Origin of the sequence: Acinetobacter sp. WCHA39, assembly GCF_002165385.1 — a bacterium.
Classification (GTDB): domain Bacteria; phylum Pseudomonadota; class Gammaproteobacteria; order Pseudomonadales; family Moraxellaceae; genus Acinetobacter.
Genome location: NZ_NHRP01000003.1, coordinates 57,565 through 72,376 on the forward strand (window position 1 = coordinate 57,565; position 14,812 = coordinate 72,376).

Sequence of the window (14,812 nt, forward strand, 5' to 3'; positions counted from 1 at the left end):
TTACCTATTTCAAATATTGCAAAGCATCTTCAAATACAACATCCGCATTTTGTGTTGCATCCAAACGCTTCATCCGTTCAGGCTCTGCCCGCCATAAAGTCTCATAACCCGCACGCACTTTAGCAAAGAAACTCAACTTCTCTTGCTCAAAACGATCCAGTGCCCCACGCTCTCGCGCACGAGTCATCCCCAACTCAATCGGGGCATCCAACCAAAAGGTAATATTCGGCATTTTCGCCACAAAAGTTTGATTTAATAATTGCAACTTTTCCCGACTTAAACCACGTCCAGAACATTGATATGCAAAGCTGGCATCAGTAAAACGATCACTCAACACAATTTTTCCCGCCGCTAATGCAGGTAAAATCACTTGTTGTAAATGTTGAGCTCGTGCAGCATAAATCAGTAATAGCTCAGTATCATGACTCATTTGCTCATCATGATTTACTGCCAATAATAATGTACGAATCTGTTCTGCTAATGGTGTGCCACCAGGCTCACGGGTCAGTACAACTTCTTTACCTTGCTGTTCAAAGTACTGATGAATTTTACGAATCAGAGTGGTTTTCCCTACACCTTCCGTACCTTCAAAACTAATAAACATCATTCACCTTGATTTTTCTTTGAACGGAGTACAGACAAGTAATCTTGTACTGCACGATTATGCTCTGCTAGAGAAGCACTAAATTTATGTCCACCATTTCCTGTTGCGACGAAATAAATATTTTTTGAATCGTCTGGATGCATCGCTGCTTCAATCGCTTTTTTGCTTGGTAATGCAATTGGGGTTGGCGGTAAACCATTAATTGTATAAGTGTTATATGCGGTTGGTGTCCTTAAATCATTACGTGTGATATTACCTGTGTAACGATCTCCCATCCCATAAATTACAGTTGGATCGGTTTGTAAGCGCATACCAATTTTTAAACGACGCACAAAAACACCTGAAACTTGCTCTAGCTCACGATCTAAACTGGTTTCTTTTTCAATAATTGAAGCCATAATTAATGCTTCATATTTATCGTTATAAGGAAGATTGGCTGCTTTACTCGCCCAAGCTTCATCTAAAGACTTCATTTGACGATGATATAAATCCGTTAAGATTTTTTTATCAGTTTCGCCTTTGGCAAAGAAATAAGTATCTGGTGCAAACAAGCCTTCAGGATGTGAATAAGGAATATCGAGTTCTTTTAATAATTGATCCTGAGGTAAATCCAATATTGTTTTAGTGACATTCGAATCTTTTTTGAGGTTGTTAATCAGTTGTTTAAATGTCGTGCCTTCTATCACTAAAATTCGATTCATTTGAGCATTTTCAGCATCAGATAGCATATCAAGTACTTGACGAACACTCATCCCTTTATTGATTTCATACACACCAGCTTTCAAACTGTCATGAATCATAAATTTTTGATAAATCTTTAAAATAATAGGGAAATTAACTTTATTTTCTTTGGCTAGATGATCAATAAATTTTGAGTAAGTATCTCCCGAAGAAATGACTAGAACCTGCTTTTTCCCTTCGACTGGATAGTTCTTAAATAAGCTTGCCCAAAGCACACCGAATACGAGCAAAAGAAAGACGACGATTACAATCAATAAGGCTTTGATAGAAAACTTAGACTTCGGTTGAGCTTTTGGCTTTTTCTTTGTTTTGGCTGGAGTCGTTGGTGGCTTTGGCATATTAATCAATCTGGCTAAGTTTCAATGTTTCAAATAAATCAAGGTAGGGTTGCTGCTCAAAAGCCCGACCATTAAATCGAATAACCGCTTTCATCGGATGTAAAGCGTTGCAGAAAAATAGACTTTGAATACGTTCAATATCATTAATCTCTACACAACCTTGTTCACATTCAATATTCTGTTGCTTCATACGAGATAGAATCTTGGCTCGCATGACGCCATGAACGCCATTATAACGAAGTTCTGGTGTAATCCATCGGTCATTTATACGAATAAAACAATTACTGCTCACCCCTTCTACAATATAACCTTGTACATCGGTTACCAATGCTTCAAGCCACCCCACATGGTCAGCCTCCTGCTTTAATAATACTTGTTCTAAACGGTTTAATGTTTTTAAACCCACTAAATGCGGCATATTCAAACCTAGAGCATGATTCAGCACCCCACTCTCAATCCATTCAGGTTGAAAAACTTGCATTACTCTAGGGTAATACCAAACATAAACATCAGCAGCATGTAAAGGTAAGCTATATCCTCGATCCCCTTCACCTCGACTAATCACAATCTTTAACGTACCGTTTAGAGTAAAGTGCTGTTGTTGTAGCTGAGCCAGTGCAGTGTCGATCAAGGATAAATCAGCATCAAGGCTTAAACGTTGGCAGGCTAATGTTAGACGTGCAAAGTGAAGTTGTTTGAGTTCAAAACGATCTTGAAAAATTCGTGCAGTGGTAAAACAACCATCTCCATAATGGAAGGCTCGATCTAACAATGGGATCGAATCAATCAATTGTCCATTTTTATAACACTGCATGATCGAGAGTTCAGTCTAAAGTCTGTCCTCATCATACCTTGAAACATAATCTTCGGAAAAGCCAGATCACAGAAACCTAGCCTGATTTACCATGATTGATAATCTTATAGTTTATAAACAACTCAAATAAGCCGAGATATGCAAAACAACGCCTGCCCCTATCGACCTCAACTAATTTTTTAAATAAACATTCAAAACTAAATGCTTTTAACACAATAATTTTATAGCTATAAACCAATCTATTATCAAAAAATCAGCATAACTTATCTCTTTTTTATATTTCTTTTTTATTCATATCAAATTCGATTTTAATTATTTTTTTTGCAAAAAAACTGACGTTATGCTGCATCCATATTCCAAACAATGATTGAAGGTTTGTTGATACAGACCAATTTAAGGGGTTCTCATGCGTTTATCTCAAATTAAAGTCGGTGTTATTGCCGCATTACTCTCAGTTTCTTCATTTGCAGCACAAGAATTTTTAAATGTGTCTTATGATCCAACTCGCGAACTATATACAGATTTCAATAAACAGTTCGGCGCTTTTTGGAAACAACGTACTGGTCAGGATATTGAATTTAAACAATCTCATGGTGGTTCAGGCAAACAAGCTCGTGCAGTCATTGATGGTTTAAATGCTGATGTAGTAACACTAGCACTTGCTGCGGACATTGATGAAATTGCAGAAAATGCAAAGTTACTTCCAGCAGATTGGCAGAAGAAATTACCAAATAACTCTACCCCTTACACCTCAACGATTGTTTTCCTTGTGCGTAAAGGCAACCCAAAACAAATTAAAGATTGGGGTGATCTGGTTAAACCTGGTGTAGAAATTATTACACCAAATCCAAAAACATCGGGTGGCGCACGTTGGAACTACTTAGGTGCTTGGGCATGGGCAAAACACCAAAAAGGTGGTAACGATACTAAGGCACAAGAATTTGTTCGCCAAATTTACAAACAAACTAAAGTACTTGATTCAGGTGCACGTGGCGCAACCACTACATTTGCTGAACGCGGTATCGGTGATGTTTTACTGGCTTGGGAAAATGAAGCATTCCTAGCAGTACGTGAACAACCAGGTAAATTTGAGATCGTTACACCGTCACTTTCAATTCTGGCTGAACCTCCTGTGGCGGTTGTAGAAAAAAATGCTGAGAAAAAAGGTAATTTACAAATCGCTCGTGGTTATTTGAACTACTTATATTCTCCAGCGGGTCAGGAAATTGCAGCACGTAACTTCTATCGTCCTCGCAACGCAGCTGTTTTAAAGAAATATAGCACCACTTTTAAACCTCTTAAGCTTGTCACGATCGATAAAGAGTTTGGTGGTTGGACAAAAGTACAAAAAACTCATTTTGATAATGGCGGTATTTTCGATCAAATCGTCAAGATCAACAGCACCACAAAATAATTTACTAATTAGGTAAATAAGGAGAGCGGACATGATTCATACCGTAATTGTTCCTGGTGTTGGTGGTAGCGAAGCTCAACATTGGCAATCTTGGTTACAACAACAACTCGTGTCTAGCTCTCGCGTTCAACAGAAACATTGGGACCGACCCGTTTTAAACGAATGGGTTGCTCAATTTGTTAAAACCGTTGCAACTATAGAAGCACCAATACAAATTGTTGCTCATAGCTTTGGCTGTTTAACCAGTGTTGCTGCTTTAGCTGAACATCCAGAGTTACAAACAAAAGTAAAAAAATTAATTTTGGTTGCACCTGCAAATCCTGCACGGTTTGGCGAAGCGGGCTTTGCTCGTCACAGCTTGACTGATTACAAACAGTATTTTCATCAGCTTAATATTGATGTGCCAACCACCTTATTAATCAGTGAAAATGATCCTTGGTTAGGTTATTTCGATGCTTTACAACTGGCTCAAGCTTGGAAACTGACACCAATCAATTTGGGGCAAGTAGGTCACATCAATGTGGCATCTGGATTTGGCCCTTTTCCAGACATCCTTAATTACATGTTGCCTGAAGAAAAACTGCAACCTGTAACTCGAATGAGTCAGGCAAATTTTAATTTGAAATTTGCCTAGATTCCGCTCTCAGTATTTTTGGTTTTAGTGTTATTTATTTGCTGGTTTTAGCAAATATTTCTCTTTGAGGAAATATCATGTCGCAGCGTTCCCGAGTGCTGCCTGGGTTTGGTCTGTCTTTGGGCTTCACCCTCGCTTATATATCTTTTATCGTACTTATTCCTTTATCAGCTGTATTTATCAAATCTTTAGGGATTGGATGGGATGGATTATGGGAAATTCTGACTTCAGAACGAATTTTAAAATCGTTACAACTCAGCTTTAGTGCTGCATTGATCGCTTCTTTAGTCAATGTGATCTTTGGCATACTGCTGGCTTGGTGCTTGGTTCGTTATAATTTCCCAGGTAAAAGAATCGTCGATGCTTTGGTCGATTTACCTTTTGCTTTGCCTACCGCAGTGGCTGGGATTGCATTAACCTCATTATATGCACCTACAGGTTGGATTGGTCAATATCTTGAACCTCTAGGAATTCAAGTGGCTTACACTCCGATTGGTATTACCCTTGCATTAATTTTTATTGGTTTACCGTTTGTGGTACGTACCGTACAACCTGTTTTGAGTGATATTGAAACTGAACTTGAAGAAGCAGCTTCTGCACTCGGTGCAAATCGCTGGCAAACCATTACTAAAATCATTTTACCGATCCTATTCCCTGCACTATTAACAGGCTTTGCTTTGGCATTTGCCCGCGGTGTTGGTGAATATGGTTCTGTTATTTTTATTGCAGGGAATCAACCCTATAAGACCGAAATTGCCCCCCTCATGATCATTTCTCGTTTAGAAGAATATGATTATGCAGGCGCAACAACGATCGCTGTAGTTATGCTCGTTCTCTCATTTGCCATCTTATTTTTAATTAATTTAGTTCAAGCATGGGCAAGCCGTCGTACAGGGAGAACTGCGCAATGAGTTTAAATACCAATAGCAATGCTTTAGCCATAAAGTTGCAATCTCGTGATTCAACCCGTGAACCAACATGGGTCCGTTATACATTAATTAGTATTGCACTGATTTTCTTTCTAAGTTGCTTGATACTACCACTCATTTTGGTTTTTGTTGAAGCATTTAAACAAGGTCTTTCAGTTTACATCAATGCCTTAACTGATTCTGACACCCTGTCGGCAGTCAAACTAACCTTACTGACAGCAGCGATTGCTGTACCGATTAACGTTGTATTTGGTGTTGCAGCAGCTTGGGCTGTAGCTAAGTTCCAGTTCCGTGGCAAAGCCATCTTGACCACCATTATTGATATGCCATTTTCAGTCTCCCCTGTAATTGCAGGTTTAATGTTGGTTCTGATTTTTGGTTCACAAGGTTGGGTTGGCGGTTGGTTAATGGATCACGATATTAAAATCCTGTATGCCGTACCTGCTATTGTTTTAGCCACAATTTTTATTACAGTTCCTTTTGTTGCTCGTGAATTAATTCCACTCATGGAAGCACAAGGGACCGAAGAAGAAGAAGCTGCGATTGTACTCGGTGCTTCAGGTTGGCAAACCTTTTGGAAAGTGACCCTACCAAATATTAAATGGGGTTTGATTTACGGTGTGATTCTGTGTAATGCCCGTGCAATGGGAGAATTTGGTGCGGTGTCTGTGGTTTCAGGACACATCCGCGGTGAAACCAATACCCTACCGTTACACGTCGAGATTCTTTATAACGAATATACCTTTAGTGCTGCATTTGCTGTGTCTTCGTTACTGGCATTTTTAGCGATTATCACATTGATCTTGAAAACTTGGTTAGAAATACGCCAAGACCAAGCAAATGAACATCAACCGAATCACTAAGGAATGAACACATGAGTATTCAAGTTAAAAATATTGAAAAACACTTCGGTGCATTCCATGCACTCAAAAATATCTCTTTAGACTTTCCTGAAGGTGAATTAGTTGCTTTGCTTGGTCCTTCAGGCTGTGGAAAAACAACATTATTACGCATCATTGCGGGTTTAGAATCTGCTGATCATGGTCAAGTTTTACTTGAAGGCGAAGATGCGACCAATATCCATGTTCGTGAACGTCAAGTCGGATTTGTATTTCAGCACTATGCCTTATTCCGCCATATGACTGTGTTTGATAATATTGCTTTTGGTTTACGCGTTCGCCCACGTGCAACTCGTCCATCAGAAGCCGAAATTAAAAAACGTGTCACGCGCTTATTAGATTTGGTTCAACTTGGATTCTTAGCTGATCGTTACCCTGCTCAACTTTCAGGTGGACAACGTCAACGTATTGCACTAGCACGCGCTCTTGCAGTAGAACCACGTGTTTTGTTACTCGATGAGCCTTTTGGCGCACTAGATGCCAAAGTTCGTAAAGAATTACGCCGTTGGTTACGAACCTTACATGATGAACTACATATCACATCTATTTTTGTTACACATGACCAAGAAGAGGCTTTGGAAGTCGCAGACCAAATTATTGTCATGAATAAAGGCGATGTTGAACAAATTGGTTCACCTCGTGAAGTTTATGAAAAACCAGCAACACCCTTTGTTTTTGATTTCTTAGGTCAAGCAAATCGTTTTGAAGGCGAACATACTAGCGGTATCATCCGCATTGGTGATGATCGAATCCAACTGCCAACCTCATTAGCAGCACCGCAAGGAAAAGTGATTGCATTTGCACGACCAAATGAATTACATATTCATACCCGTCCCCAAGCGAATACCATTGAGGCAACGTTTATACGTGAAGTCTGGATTGCAGGCAAAGTGATTGCGGAATTACAAGATCGCAGTGGACGTACCATTGAGATTTTACTTAGTGTAGAAGAAGCAAATTTACATCAATTTAGACCGAATCAAACCGTCTGGATTAGTGCTGCTCAACTTCATTTATTTGCAGACCAAACGACTCAAGTTGCTTAGAATAATATCTTGAGGACGGTTAAATAAATTTGATCGTTCCTCATCTTTTATGTGGAAAAATTATTATGAACTTTCAACAACTCAGAATTATTCGAGAAACTGTTCGCCAAAACTTTAATTTAACTGAAGCTTCTGCGGCACTTTATACCTCCCAATCTGGTGTCAGTAAGCACATTAAAGATTTAGAAGATGAGTTAGGTGTACAACTCTTTGTACGTAAAGGTAAACGCTTACTCGGTTTAACTGAACCAGGTCAATCCTTATTAAGCATCGTGGAACGGATGTTAGTCGATGCTGATAATATTAAACGTCTTGCTGATGACTTTAATAAAGTTGATGAAGGCACTTTAACAATTGCAACAACGCATACCCAAGCACGGTATGTTCTTCCACCGATTGTGAATCAATTTAAAAAATTATTTCCAAAAGTACATTTGGTTTTACAACAAGCGAGTCCTGTTGAAATCGCAGAAATGCTACTCCAAGGTGAAGCAGATATTGGTATCGCAACTGAATCTTTGACGACGGAAGAGAACTTAGCTAGCGTACCTTATTATGAATGGCATCATAGTATCATTACACCTAAAGACCACCCGTTGACTAAATTAGATAAAATTAGTTTAGATGTCTTGGCCGAATATCCATTGATTACATATCACGGCGGCTTTACTGGACGCTCTAAAATCGATAAGGCATTTGAAGATGCTCATATACATGCCGATATCGTGATGTCCGCCTTAGATGCCGACGTCATTAAAACCTATGTTGAACTCAATATGGGGGTGGGTATTGTCAATGATGTCGCTTATGACACAGACAAAGATTATCGCTTAGAACAATTAAAAACTGATGTTTTTGGAGTGAATACAACTTGGATTGCTGTGCGTAAAGGACATCTTTTACGTGGCTATGGTTATGAATTTATTTCTTTATGTTCTCCAAAAACAAACATCAAAGAACTTAAAAAAGTGGCTTATCCCGAAGAATAAATCAAACAAAATGAATGGCTTTACTACTATTAGCCATTTATTCCAACCTAAAATCTGAGCATAAAAAAACGAGCTTAGCGCTCGTTTTTTTATGCAGAGTTGGTAGATTAGAACTTAAAGCTCACACCCACTTTAGCCACTGGCAACCATTCATAGCGACTCTTATTCGCAATTTTGTCTTGCTCATCAGCAACTGCCTGATTAATCGGCTTAGCTCCGTTAACACCTTTTAAGTTGTAATCATCAAGTTTTACGTCAGGGTTACCTGTGTAGTAAGCACCAACTTCACCAAACAAACCAATATTTTTATACACTGGTGCATTCAAACCTAAACCGACATAAGGCGCGATGTTATTTTTATATGACATTTTGCCACGTACACCACCCTCTTGCCCAGGATTAACAACTTCATAATCATTGTTGTCAATTGTTAAAGTACGACCTGCTGATGTACGTTTCTGAAGATCATAATCATTATCAAGATACCCAACACCTGCTGCTACATAAAGCGAACGAGCGAACGCATTTTGACTCGCACCCCATGGATAAAGTTCAGCATTTAAATATGTGTTGTTATTCTCCATATCAAGATCATATTTGGTGCCATCAATTTTGACATCATCAGACCATGAAATATCGCCACCATTGTAACCAAGGCTTAAACCTACATATGGATTAACACGATAAGAAATTGCACCACCATAACCTGTAGTACCCACTTCAGCACGAACTGAAACTGGATCTAAGTATGAAGGAAACGTAGAACCTGATTCCTTCACAACTTGTTCATCTGCTGCTAAAGCAGAACCTGCAATCGCTGTTAATGCACCTGCAGCTAAAATAACGCGCAAAGCTTTCATTGAAGTCTCCTCAAAAAATACTTTTATCTAAGGTATAGTTGTTACTGTAGTAAAATCTTAAAAGAATGATTGATATCTTTTTATACAGAAACTGATTACTTTCTGTTATTTTTTGATACAAATTAAGGATAATTGTATATTTCAAAATAATGGATAAAAAACAATTAAATCCGAATTTATTACAATTTTATTGCTTAATTTTAAAACACTTTATTGTAACGACTTTTTTCAAAGATTCTTGGTTCAATTTAGTGTAAAATCTCGGAAATTTATTTTTGGAAGAATGAAGATCATGTCTCAGCTTTCTACAATCATTGAACAAGCCTTTGAAGACCGTGCAAACTACAGTGCAGCAGATTGCCCTACTGAAATTCGTCAAGCTGTTGAAGAGGCGCTAACAGGTTTAGACAATGGTACACTTCGTGTCGCTGAAAAAATCGATGGTGAGTGGGTTGTTCATCAATGGCTAAAAAAAGCTGTTTTACTTTCATTCAAACTGAATGACAACCAGCCAATCGAAGCATGTGATCTACAGTTTTATGACAAGGTTGCAACAAAATATTCAGGTTGGACTGAAGAACAATTTAAAGCTGCTGGTGTCCGTGTTGTACCACCTGCTGTTGCTCGTCGTGGTAGCTTCCAAGCGAAAAATGTCGTATTGATGCCATCGTATGTCAACATCGGTGCATATGTTGATGAAGGCACTATGGTTGATACTTGGGCAACTGTTGGTTCATGTGCTCAAATCGGTAAAAACGTTCATTTATCTGGTGGTGTTGGTATCGGTGGTGTACTCGAACCATTACAAGCAAATCCAACGATTATTGAAGACAACTGCTTCATCGGTGCTCGTTCAGAAATCGTTGAAGGTGTGATTGTTGAAGAAGGTTCAGTGATTTCAATGGGCGTATTCATTGGTCAATCAACTAAAATCTTTGATCGTGAAACAGGTGAGATTCACTATGGTCGCGTACCAGCAGGTTCAGTTGTTGTTGCAGGCAGCCTTCCATCGAAATGTGGTACTTACAGCCTTTATGCTGCAATTATTGTGAAAAAAGTAGATGCGAAAACACGTGCAAAAACTAGCTTGAACGATTTATTACGTGCAGACTAATTTATAACGTTTCTCGGAGTTTCATCGCTCCTCGTCTCTACGATCAGCTATGGTCGTAGAGATTTTGTTTTTTATGTACTTGCTGCTTATGTAGCAACTGTTTGTGGTAACTATTTATGGCTTCCTTACGTTCTTCTGCAATTCCTGTATCTGATCCTGCGGCTGGTTTACGTATTACCGAGATCTTCTATTCTTTGCAAGGCGAAGCGAATACGTTTGGTTTACCGACTGTTTTTATTCGTTTAACGGGTTGTCCTTTACGTTGTAGTTATTGTGATACGACTTATTCATTTGAAGGTGGTGAACGTTTATCCCTTGAACAGATTATCGAAACAGCAAGCCAACATAAAACACCTTATATCTGTGTGACAGGTGGCGAACCGCTTGCACAACCAAACTGTTTGATTTTATTACAACGTCTTTGTGATCTTGGATTTGAGGTTTCACTTGAAACCAGCGGTGCTTTAGATGTATCGAAAGTTGACCCTCGTGTTTCCAAAGTGTTGGATTTAAAAACACCAACGTCAAAAGAAGAGCATCGTAATCTATATAGTAATCTTGACCATCTCACCCCACATGACCAGATTAAATTTGTGATTTGTAATCGTGCTGACTATGAGTGGTCAAAACAGCAACTTGAACAATTTCAGTTGCAAGATAAAGTAAGTACAGTATGGTTTTCACCAGCCTTTGCTATCGAAAAAGGAGCTGTCGGATTGCCCGCCTTGGCGCGTGACTTAGCTCAATGGATTTTAGATGACCATCTCCCTGTTCGCTTCCAATTACAGTTACATAAGCTGTTATGGAATGATGAATCTGGTCGTTAAAATACTCAACATATCCGTTCTGCAAAATAGATCGGCTTTTATCAAATTTATTTTTAGGTTGAATCATGGAAAATAATATGCGTTCTCGTGCCATCGTATTATTGTCTGGTGGCTTAGACTCAACAACGTGTCTTGCTTGGGCACAAGCAAATTATGATTGTATTGCATTAAGCTTTATGTATGGTCAACGCTCAACCACCGAACTTGATGCAGCCAAAGCACTCGCACAACGTGCAGGTGTAGAACATCGTGTGATTAATATTGATTTAGGCAATTTAGGCGGCTCTGCGCTTACAGATCATAACATTGATGTACCTGAACAATTACAAGAAGGGATTCCTGTAACTTATGTTCCAGCGCGTAACACCATTTTCCTTTCATATGCCCTTGCAGCAGCAGAAGTTTTTGACGCTCACGCCATTGTGATTGGTGTCAATGCTGTTGATTATTCAGGATATCCTGACTGTCGTCCTGAATTTATTGACGCTTTTGCCAATCTTGCGCGTTTGGCAACAAAGGCAGGCGTGGAAGGAAAACCCCTTAAAATTGAAACACCTTTGTTACATTTATCCAAAGCGAATATTATACGCTTAGGTATCGAACATGGCGTAGACTATAGCCAAACAGTATCCTGCTATCAGGCAGATGCTCAAGGACGTGCGTGTGGCAAATGCGACAGTTGCCGTTTACGCCAACAAGGTTTTATCGAAGCAGGTATTGCGGACCCTACACGCTATACCCAATAGATGATTTAGGGCAATCATTAGGTACAATATATGAAGTTTTTAAAATCAAATCTTATTCTTTCTACAATGATGTCAGCGACTGCTTTATTTGCAATGGCAACTCACGCAGCTGATAATCCATTACAAGCAGCATATAAAAGTACCAATGTAAAATCTGCATTGATTAACGTCTGTAAGGAACAAACCACTAAAGGTGGCAAGTTATCAGCTGCGGAAGTGAGTAAATTTTGTGGTTGCCAAATTGATGCTCAAGGCAAAGTAACTGAAGCTCAAAAATGGGAAATTCAAAGCGCAATCAATGCCAAGAAAAGCCCAAGTTCTTTAGCATTTGTACAGCAACAAAATAAAGAATTACAAGCTTGCTTAGGTGCCCCTTTGGTATCTAAGTTAGAAAAATTAACTGAAGAAGCAATGAAAGCTGCTCAGCAACAAGCTCCTAAAAAGTAAGCTTGTATTGTTCAGATTAAAGCCTGCATAAATGCAGGCTTTTTTGTAGGCTCTGTTAAACTTTCCTTTATGTTGAAGAGGATGGAAAATTCCATACCATTGTGATTGAGAGGACAAGGTTTTAACAAAGTAATTCCTATACGTCACGGTGAAATTGTTTATCATGAAGAATATGCTTTTTTACCACTTGAACTAGATCACGCTTAGCTTTATAGAAGGAATAAAAATGTCTGAGAATATTGAATTACCGAATCATACTTTTTCAACTACACAAGGTGAAGTCAATCTTGCTGAGTTAGGCAGCGAATGGCTTGTCATTTATTTCTACCCCAAAGATTCAACCCCAGGTTGTACGACTCAAGCTATTGGATTTTCGTGTTTAAAAGATCAATTTGAAGGATTAAATTGTCAAATTTTTGGAGTCTCTAGAGATTCTGTTAAAGCACATCAAAATTTCACGGAAAAACAAGCGCTCACAATTGATTTAATTAGTGATAAAGAAGAAGTGTTATGCAAACATTTTGATGTCATCAAAGAAAAAAATATGTATGGCAAACAAGTCATGGGCATTGAGCGTTCAACTTTTATTTTTCACAACAAACAGTTAGTGAAAAGCTATCGCAAAGTTAAAGCTGCAGGTCATGCCGAACAAGTATTGGAAGATCTAAAAGCATTGCAAGGCACTTCATTACGCATGAGGAGCATCGCTCCGCAAGATTCTAACTTTGACCAGTGTTGATCATTCGGCATTGTACGAGGCATAGCGAGTAGTGAATTTGGTTTGACGATTAAATTTTACTTACTCGCTATTTTTTATACAGCAAATCTCAACAGACCCTAGTTTATCCATCAAAAAAACACGAATCTTTCCATATTCGTGTTTTCATCGATTTTCTGCTTAAAGAACTAAAATCTTAAAAACATTCATCCAAATTACTTTTATCACCCGCAAGATATTTATGCTGCAATTCCACATAGACTTTTGTATTTTTAAATTCAGTCAGAAATTCAATCGTGCCTTTAGGGAAAAATTCAGTTTGAATCTCTCCCCGATAATAGGCTTCTCGCATAGGCGTGGCTGAAATAGAATCTTTTAAACTATCCAACTCAACCATCTGCCATTCTGGAAATAAAGCTAAATAATACGAAGATTCATCTTTGAAGTGACCAATCAAACCTACTTTTGCATTTGGCTGAACCACTTGATTGACCAATGTTTTGACTTGTTTGACCCATTTTTCATCGTTATACACATCAACCACATGCACGAAATGAATCCGTTTCTGATCATATTCTGAAAAATTAGACAGAATCATTTGCTCACGTTCATGGGCTAAAAATGGGTTTTTAATATTCCGTTCTGCTTGCGCTGAACCCAATGCCAAGATCACGTTCTGACTTTGTTGTAATGCAATTTCAATGGTTTGTAGATGCGCTAAATGAAAAGGCTGAAAGCGTCCAATAAAAACAAGATAGTCAAATGTGTACATAGGCGTAATTTCACTTTTTGTGAACTCATCAGTTGCGCCATTTAGGTAAATATGCGACATAATGAGGACACTTAAAAAATCAATCTGGATTAAAGCAAGGATAGTACGATGACACTTAGCTGTATTCAACAACCTCATCAACATTTGCAAGCAAATTTAGAAGATGGCGTACTCACCTTAGCCATTAACCGTTCAGAAGCAAAGAATGCACTTTACGGCGAACTTTATCTATGGATTGCAAAAGCATTAGATGAAGCTGATACAAATAAAGATGTACGTGTTGTTATTTTCCGTGGTGCAGAACAAGATTTTACTGCGGGTAATGACATGAAAGATTTCATGGGCTTTGTGCAAAAGCAGTATGAAGGCAAAGCAGGCGATCAACCACCATTTGTGTTATTAAAAGCTGCGGCTCGTTTTTCTAAACCACTGATTATTGGAGTGAAAGGCGTAGCAATCGGGATCGGTGTAACGATCTTATTACATGCTGATATCGTATTTGCAGACAATACTGCCCTATTCCAAATTCCATTCGTCAGCCTAGGCCTTTCTCCTGAAGGTGCTGCGAGCCGTTTATTGGTCAAACAAGCAGGCTATCAGAAAGCGGCTGAATTATTATTCACAGCGAAGAAATTTGATGCTGCAACAGCAGTAAAAGCAAATCTCGTGAATGATGTCGTTGAGGATGTTTATGCAACCGCACAACAAACAGCTCAACATTTAGCAGCATTACCTTTAGCGTCTCTAAAACAAAGTAAAGCGCTAATGAAAAAAGACCTAGCTGAAATTATTGCTTGCGTCGATGAAGAAGCTGAAATCTTTATGCAGCGTGTCCGTTCACCTGAAATGATGGAAGCTGTACAAGCATTTATGCAAAAACGTAAGCCTGACTTCTCACAGTTCAATTAATACATTACACT

Annotated in this window: 17 protein-coding genes and 1 pseudogene; 13 read left to right on the forward strand and 5 right to left on the reverse strand. The window is 38.7% G+C overall.

The features are described 5' to 3' along the window. Positions 1 to 4: 4 nt before the first annotated feature. From tmk to pabC, 3 genes are read right to left on the reverse strand one after another with little or no spacing between them, the layout of a single operon-like run. The gene (gene tmk, locus CDG56_RS02190; protein ID WP_087546810.1) at positions 5 to 604 is read right to left on the reverse strand and encodes a dTMP kinase; all 600 of its coding nucleotides are present in this window, start codon (positions 602 to 604) and stop codon (positions 5 to 7) included. After that, entirely contained in the window at positions 604 to 1,683 is a 1,080-nt protein-coding gene (mltG, locus tag CDG56_RS02195; RefSeq protein WP_087546811.1) for an endolytic transglycosylase MltG, read from the reverse strand. The genes tmk and mltG overlap by 1 nt, the downstream gene beginning before the upstream one ends. A 1-nt stretch (position 1,684) precedes the next feature. After that, positions 1,685 to 2,497 (reverse strand): aminodeoxychorismate lyase, encoded by an 813-nt coding sequence (gene pabC, locus CDG56_RS02200; RefSeq protein ID WP_087546812.1) that lies wholly within the window; start codon positions 2,495 to 2,497, stop codon positions 1,685 to 1,687. Positions 2,498 to 2,903: 406 nt separating this feature from the next. Between pabC and CDG56_RS02205 the strand changes: the two genes are divergently transcribed. The 6 genes from CDG56_RS02205 (at position 2,904) to CDG56_RS02230 (ending at position 8,408) form a co-directional block, all read left to right on the forward strand. Continuing rightward, the gene (locus CDG56_RS02205; RefSeq protein WP_087546813.1) at positions 2,904 to 3,911 is read left to right on the forward strand and encodes a sulfate ABC transporter substrate-binding protein; all 1,008 of its coding nucleotides are present in this window, start codon (positions 2,904 to 2,906) and stop codon (positions 3,909 to 3,911) included. Between the two features lie 31 nt (positions 3,912 to 3,942). Next, positions 3,943 to 4,545, forward strand: coding sequence for an RBBP9/YdeN family alpha/beta hydrolase (locus CDG56_RS02210; RefSeq protein ID WP_087546814.1), 603 nt, complete (start codon positions 3,943 to 3,945; stop codon positions 4,543 to 4,545). 77 nt (positions 4,546 to 4,622) lie between these two features. Then, entirely contained in the window at positions 4,623 to 5,456 is an 834-nt protein-coding gene (gene cysT / locus CDG56_RS02215; RefSeq protein ID WP_087546815.1) for a sulfate ABC transporter permease subunit CysT, read from the forward strand. Next, complete coding sequence (cysW, locus tag CDG56_RS02220; protein ID WP_050041906.1) at positions 5,453 to 6,337, forward strand: sulfate ABC transporter permease subunit CysW; 885 nt, start codon at positions 5,453 to 5,455, stop codon at positions 6,335 to 6,337. The genes cysT and cysW overlap by 4 nt, the downstream gene beginning before the upstream one ends. A gap of 11 nt (positions 6,338 to 6,348) precedes the next feature. Continuing rightward, positions 6,349 to 7,419 carry a sulfate/molybdate ABC transporter ATP-binding protein gene (locus tag CDG56_RS02225; RefSeq protein WP_087536424.1) on the forward strand — a complete coding sequence of 357 codons (1,071 nt, stop codon included), beginning with the start codon at positions 6,349 to 6,351 and terminating at the stop codon, positions 7,417 to 7,419. 65 nt (positions 7,420 to 7,484) lie between these two features. Continuing rightward, on the forward strand, positions 7,485 to 8,408 hold the full coding sequence (locus CDG56_RS02230) for a CysB family HTH-type transcriptional regulator (RefSeq protein WP_004959761.1): 924 nt from the start codon (positions 7,485 to 7,487) through the stop codon (positions 8,406 to 8,408). Positions 8,409 to 8,515: 107 nt separating this feature from the next. Here CDG56_RS02230 and carO read toward each other — a convergent pair whose 3' ends face one another. Beyond that, the gene (gene carO, locus CDG56_RS02235) at positions 8,516 to 9,268 is read right to left on the reverse strand and encodes an ornithine uptake porin CarO (protein ID WP_087536423.1); all 753 of its coding nucleotides are present in this window, start codon (positions 9,266 to 9,268) and stop codon (positions 8,516 to 8,518) included. Between the two features lie 292 nt (positions 9,269 to 9,560). Between carO and dapD the strand changes: the two genes are divergently transcribed. The 6 genes and pseudogenes from dapD to CDG56_RS02265 all read left to right on the forward strand — a co-directional run bounded on the left by dapD (position 9,561) and on the right by CDG56_RS02265 (position 13,141). Further along, positions 9,561 to 10,382, forward strand: a complete 822-nt coding sequence (gene dapD / locus CDG56_RS02240) for a 2,3,4,5-tetrahydropyridine-2,6-dicarboxylate N-succinyltransferase (RefSeq protein WP_004661218.1) — start codon at positions 9,561 to 9,563, stop codon at positions 10,380 to 10,382. A 116-nt stretch (positions 10,383 to 10,498) separates the two neighbouring features. After that, positions 10,499 to 11,209 (forward strand): 7-carboxy-7-deazaguanine synthase QueE, encoded by a 711-nt coding sequence (gene queE / locus CDG56_RS02245; protein ID WP_087536421.1) that lies wholly within the window; start codon positions 10,499 to 10,501, stop codon positions 11,207 to 11,209. A gap of 77 nt (positions 11,210 to 11,286) precedes the next feature. Further along, positions 11,287 to 11,955, forward strand: coding sequence for a 7-cyano-7-deazaguanine synthase QueC (gene queC, locus CDG56_RS02250; protein WP_205666489.1), 669 nt, complete (start codon positions 11,287 to 11,289; stop codon positions 11,953 to 11,955). Positions 11,956 to 11,985: 30 nt separating this feature from the next. After that, positions 11,986 to 12,402, forward strand: coding sequence for a hypothetical protein (locus tag CDG56_RS02255; RefSeq protein ID WP_004777277.1), 417 nt, complete (start codon positions 11,986 to 11,988; stop codon positions 12,400 to 12,402). Positions 12,403 to 12,479: 77 nt separating this feature from the next. Beyond that, a pseudogene (locus CDG56_RS17215) lies at positions 12,480 to 12,609 on the forward strand (ATPase); the annotation flags it as partial. 19 nt (positions 12,610 to 12,628) lie between these two features. Further along, positions 12,629 to 13,141, forward strand: a complete 513-nt coding sequence (locus tag CDG56_RS02265) for a peroxiredoxin (RefSeq protein ID WP_005161193.1) — start codon at positions 12,629 to 12,631, stop codon at positions 13,139 to 13,141. A 175-nt stretch (positions 13,142 to 13,316) separates the two neighbouring features. Here CDG56_RS02265 and CDG56_RS02270 read toward each other — a convergent pair whose 3' ends face one another. Further along, entirely contained in the window at positions 13,317 to 13,892 is a 576-nt protein-coding gene (locus CDG56_RS02270; RefSeq protein WP_087546869.1) for a nicotinate-nicotinamide nucleotide adenylyltransferase, read from the reverse strand. 108 nt (positions 13,893 to 14,000) lie between these two features. On the opposite strand from CDG56_RS02270, the gene CDG56_RS02275 reads away from it, so the two are divergent. Beyond that, a complete protein-coding gene (locus CDG56_RS02275; protein ID WP_087546816.1) occupies positions 14,001 to 14,801 on the forward strand; it encodes an enoyl-CoA hydratase-related protein in 801 nt (266 codons plus the stop codon). Positions 14,802 to 14,812 lie beyond the last annotated feature (11 nt).

Bases quoted from the DNA above. Each gene is read 5' to 3' on its own strand.
- tmk (WP_087546810.1), bottom strand. From the start codon at position 604: ATGTTTATTAGTTTTGAAGGTACGGAAGGTGTAGGGAAAACCACTCTG.
- mltG (WP_087546811.1), bottom strand. From the start codon at position 1,683: ATGCCAAAGCCACCAACGACTCCAGCCAAAACAAAGAAAAAGCCAAAA.
- pabC (WP_087546812.1), bottom strand. From the start codon at position 2,497: ATGCAGTGTTATAAAAATGGACAATTGATTGATTCGATCCCATTGTTA.
- CDG56_RS02205 (WP_087546813.1), top strand. From the start codon at position 2,904: ATGCGTTTATCTCAAATTAAAGTCGGTGTTATTGCCGCATTACTCTCA.
- CDG56_RS02210 (WP_087546814.1), top strand. From the start codon at position 3,943: ATGATTCATACCGTAATTGTTCCTGGTGTTGGTGGTAGCGAAGCTCAA.
- cysT (WP_087546815.1), top strand. From the start codon at position 4,623: ATGTCGCAGCGTTCCCGAGTGCTGCCTGGGTTTGGTCTGTCTTTGGGC.
- cysW (WP_050041906.1), top strand. From the start codon at position 5,453: ATGAGTTTAAATACCAATAGCAATGCTTTAGCCATAAAGTTGCAATCT.
- CDG56_RS02225 (WP_087536424.1), top strand. From the start codon at position 6,349: ATGAGTATTCAAGTTAAAAATATTGAAAAACACTTCGGTGCATTCCAT.
- CDG56_RS02230 (WP_004959761.1), top strand. From the start codon at position 7,485: ATGAACTTTCAACAACTCAGAATTATTCGAGAAACTGTTCGCCAAAAC.
- carO (WP_087536423.1), bottom strand. From the start codon at position 9,268: ATGAAAGCTTTGCGCGTTATTTTAGCTGCAGGTGCATTAACAGCGATT.
- dapD (WP_004661218.1), top strand. From the start codon at position 9,561: ATGTCTCAGCTTTCTACAATCATTGAACAAGCCTTTGAAGACCGTGCA.
- queE (WP_087536421.1), top strand. From the start codon at position 10,499: ATGGCTTCCTTACGTTCTTCTGCAATTCCTGTATCTGATCCTGCGGCT.
- queC (WP_205666489.1), top strand. From the start codon at position 11,287: ATGCGTTCTCGTGCCATCGTATTATTGTCTGGTGGCTTAGACTCAACA.
- CDG56_RS02255 (WP_004777277.1), top strand. From the start codon at position 11,986: ATGAAGTTTTTAAAATCAAATCTTATTCTTTCTACAATGATGTCAGCG.
- CDG56_RS02265 (WP_005161193.1), top strand. From the start codon at position 12,629: ATGTCTGAGAATATTGAATTACCGAATCATACTTTTTCAACTACACAA.
- CDG56_RS02270 (WP_087546869.1), bottom strand. From the start codon at position 13,892: ATGTACACATTTGACTATCTTGTTTTTATTGGACGCTTTCAGCCTTTT.
- CDG56_RS02275 (WP_087546816.1), top strand. From the start codon at position 14,001: ATGACACTTAGCTGTATTCAACAACCTCATCAACATTTGCAAGCAAAT.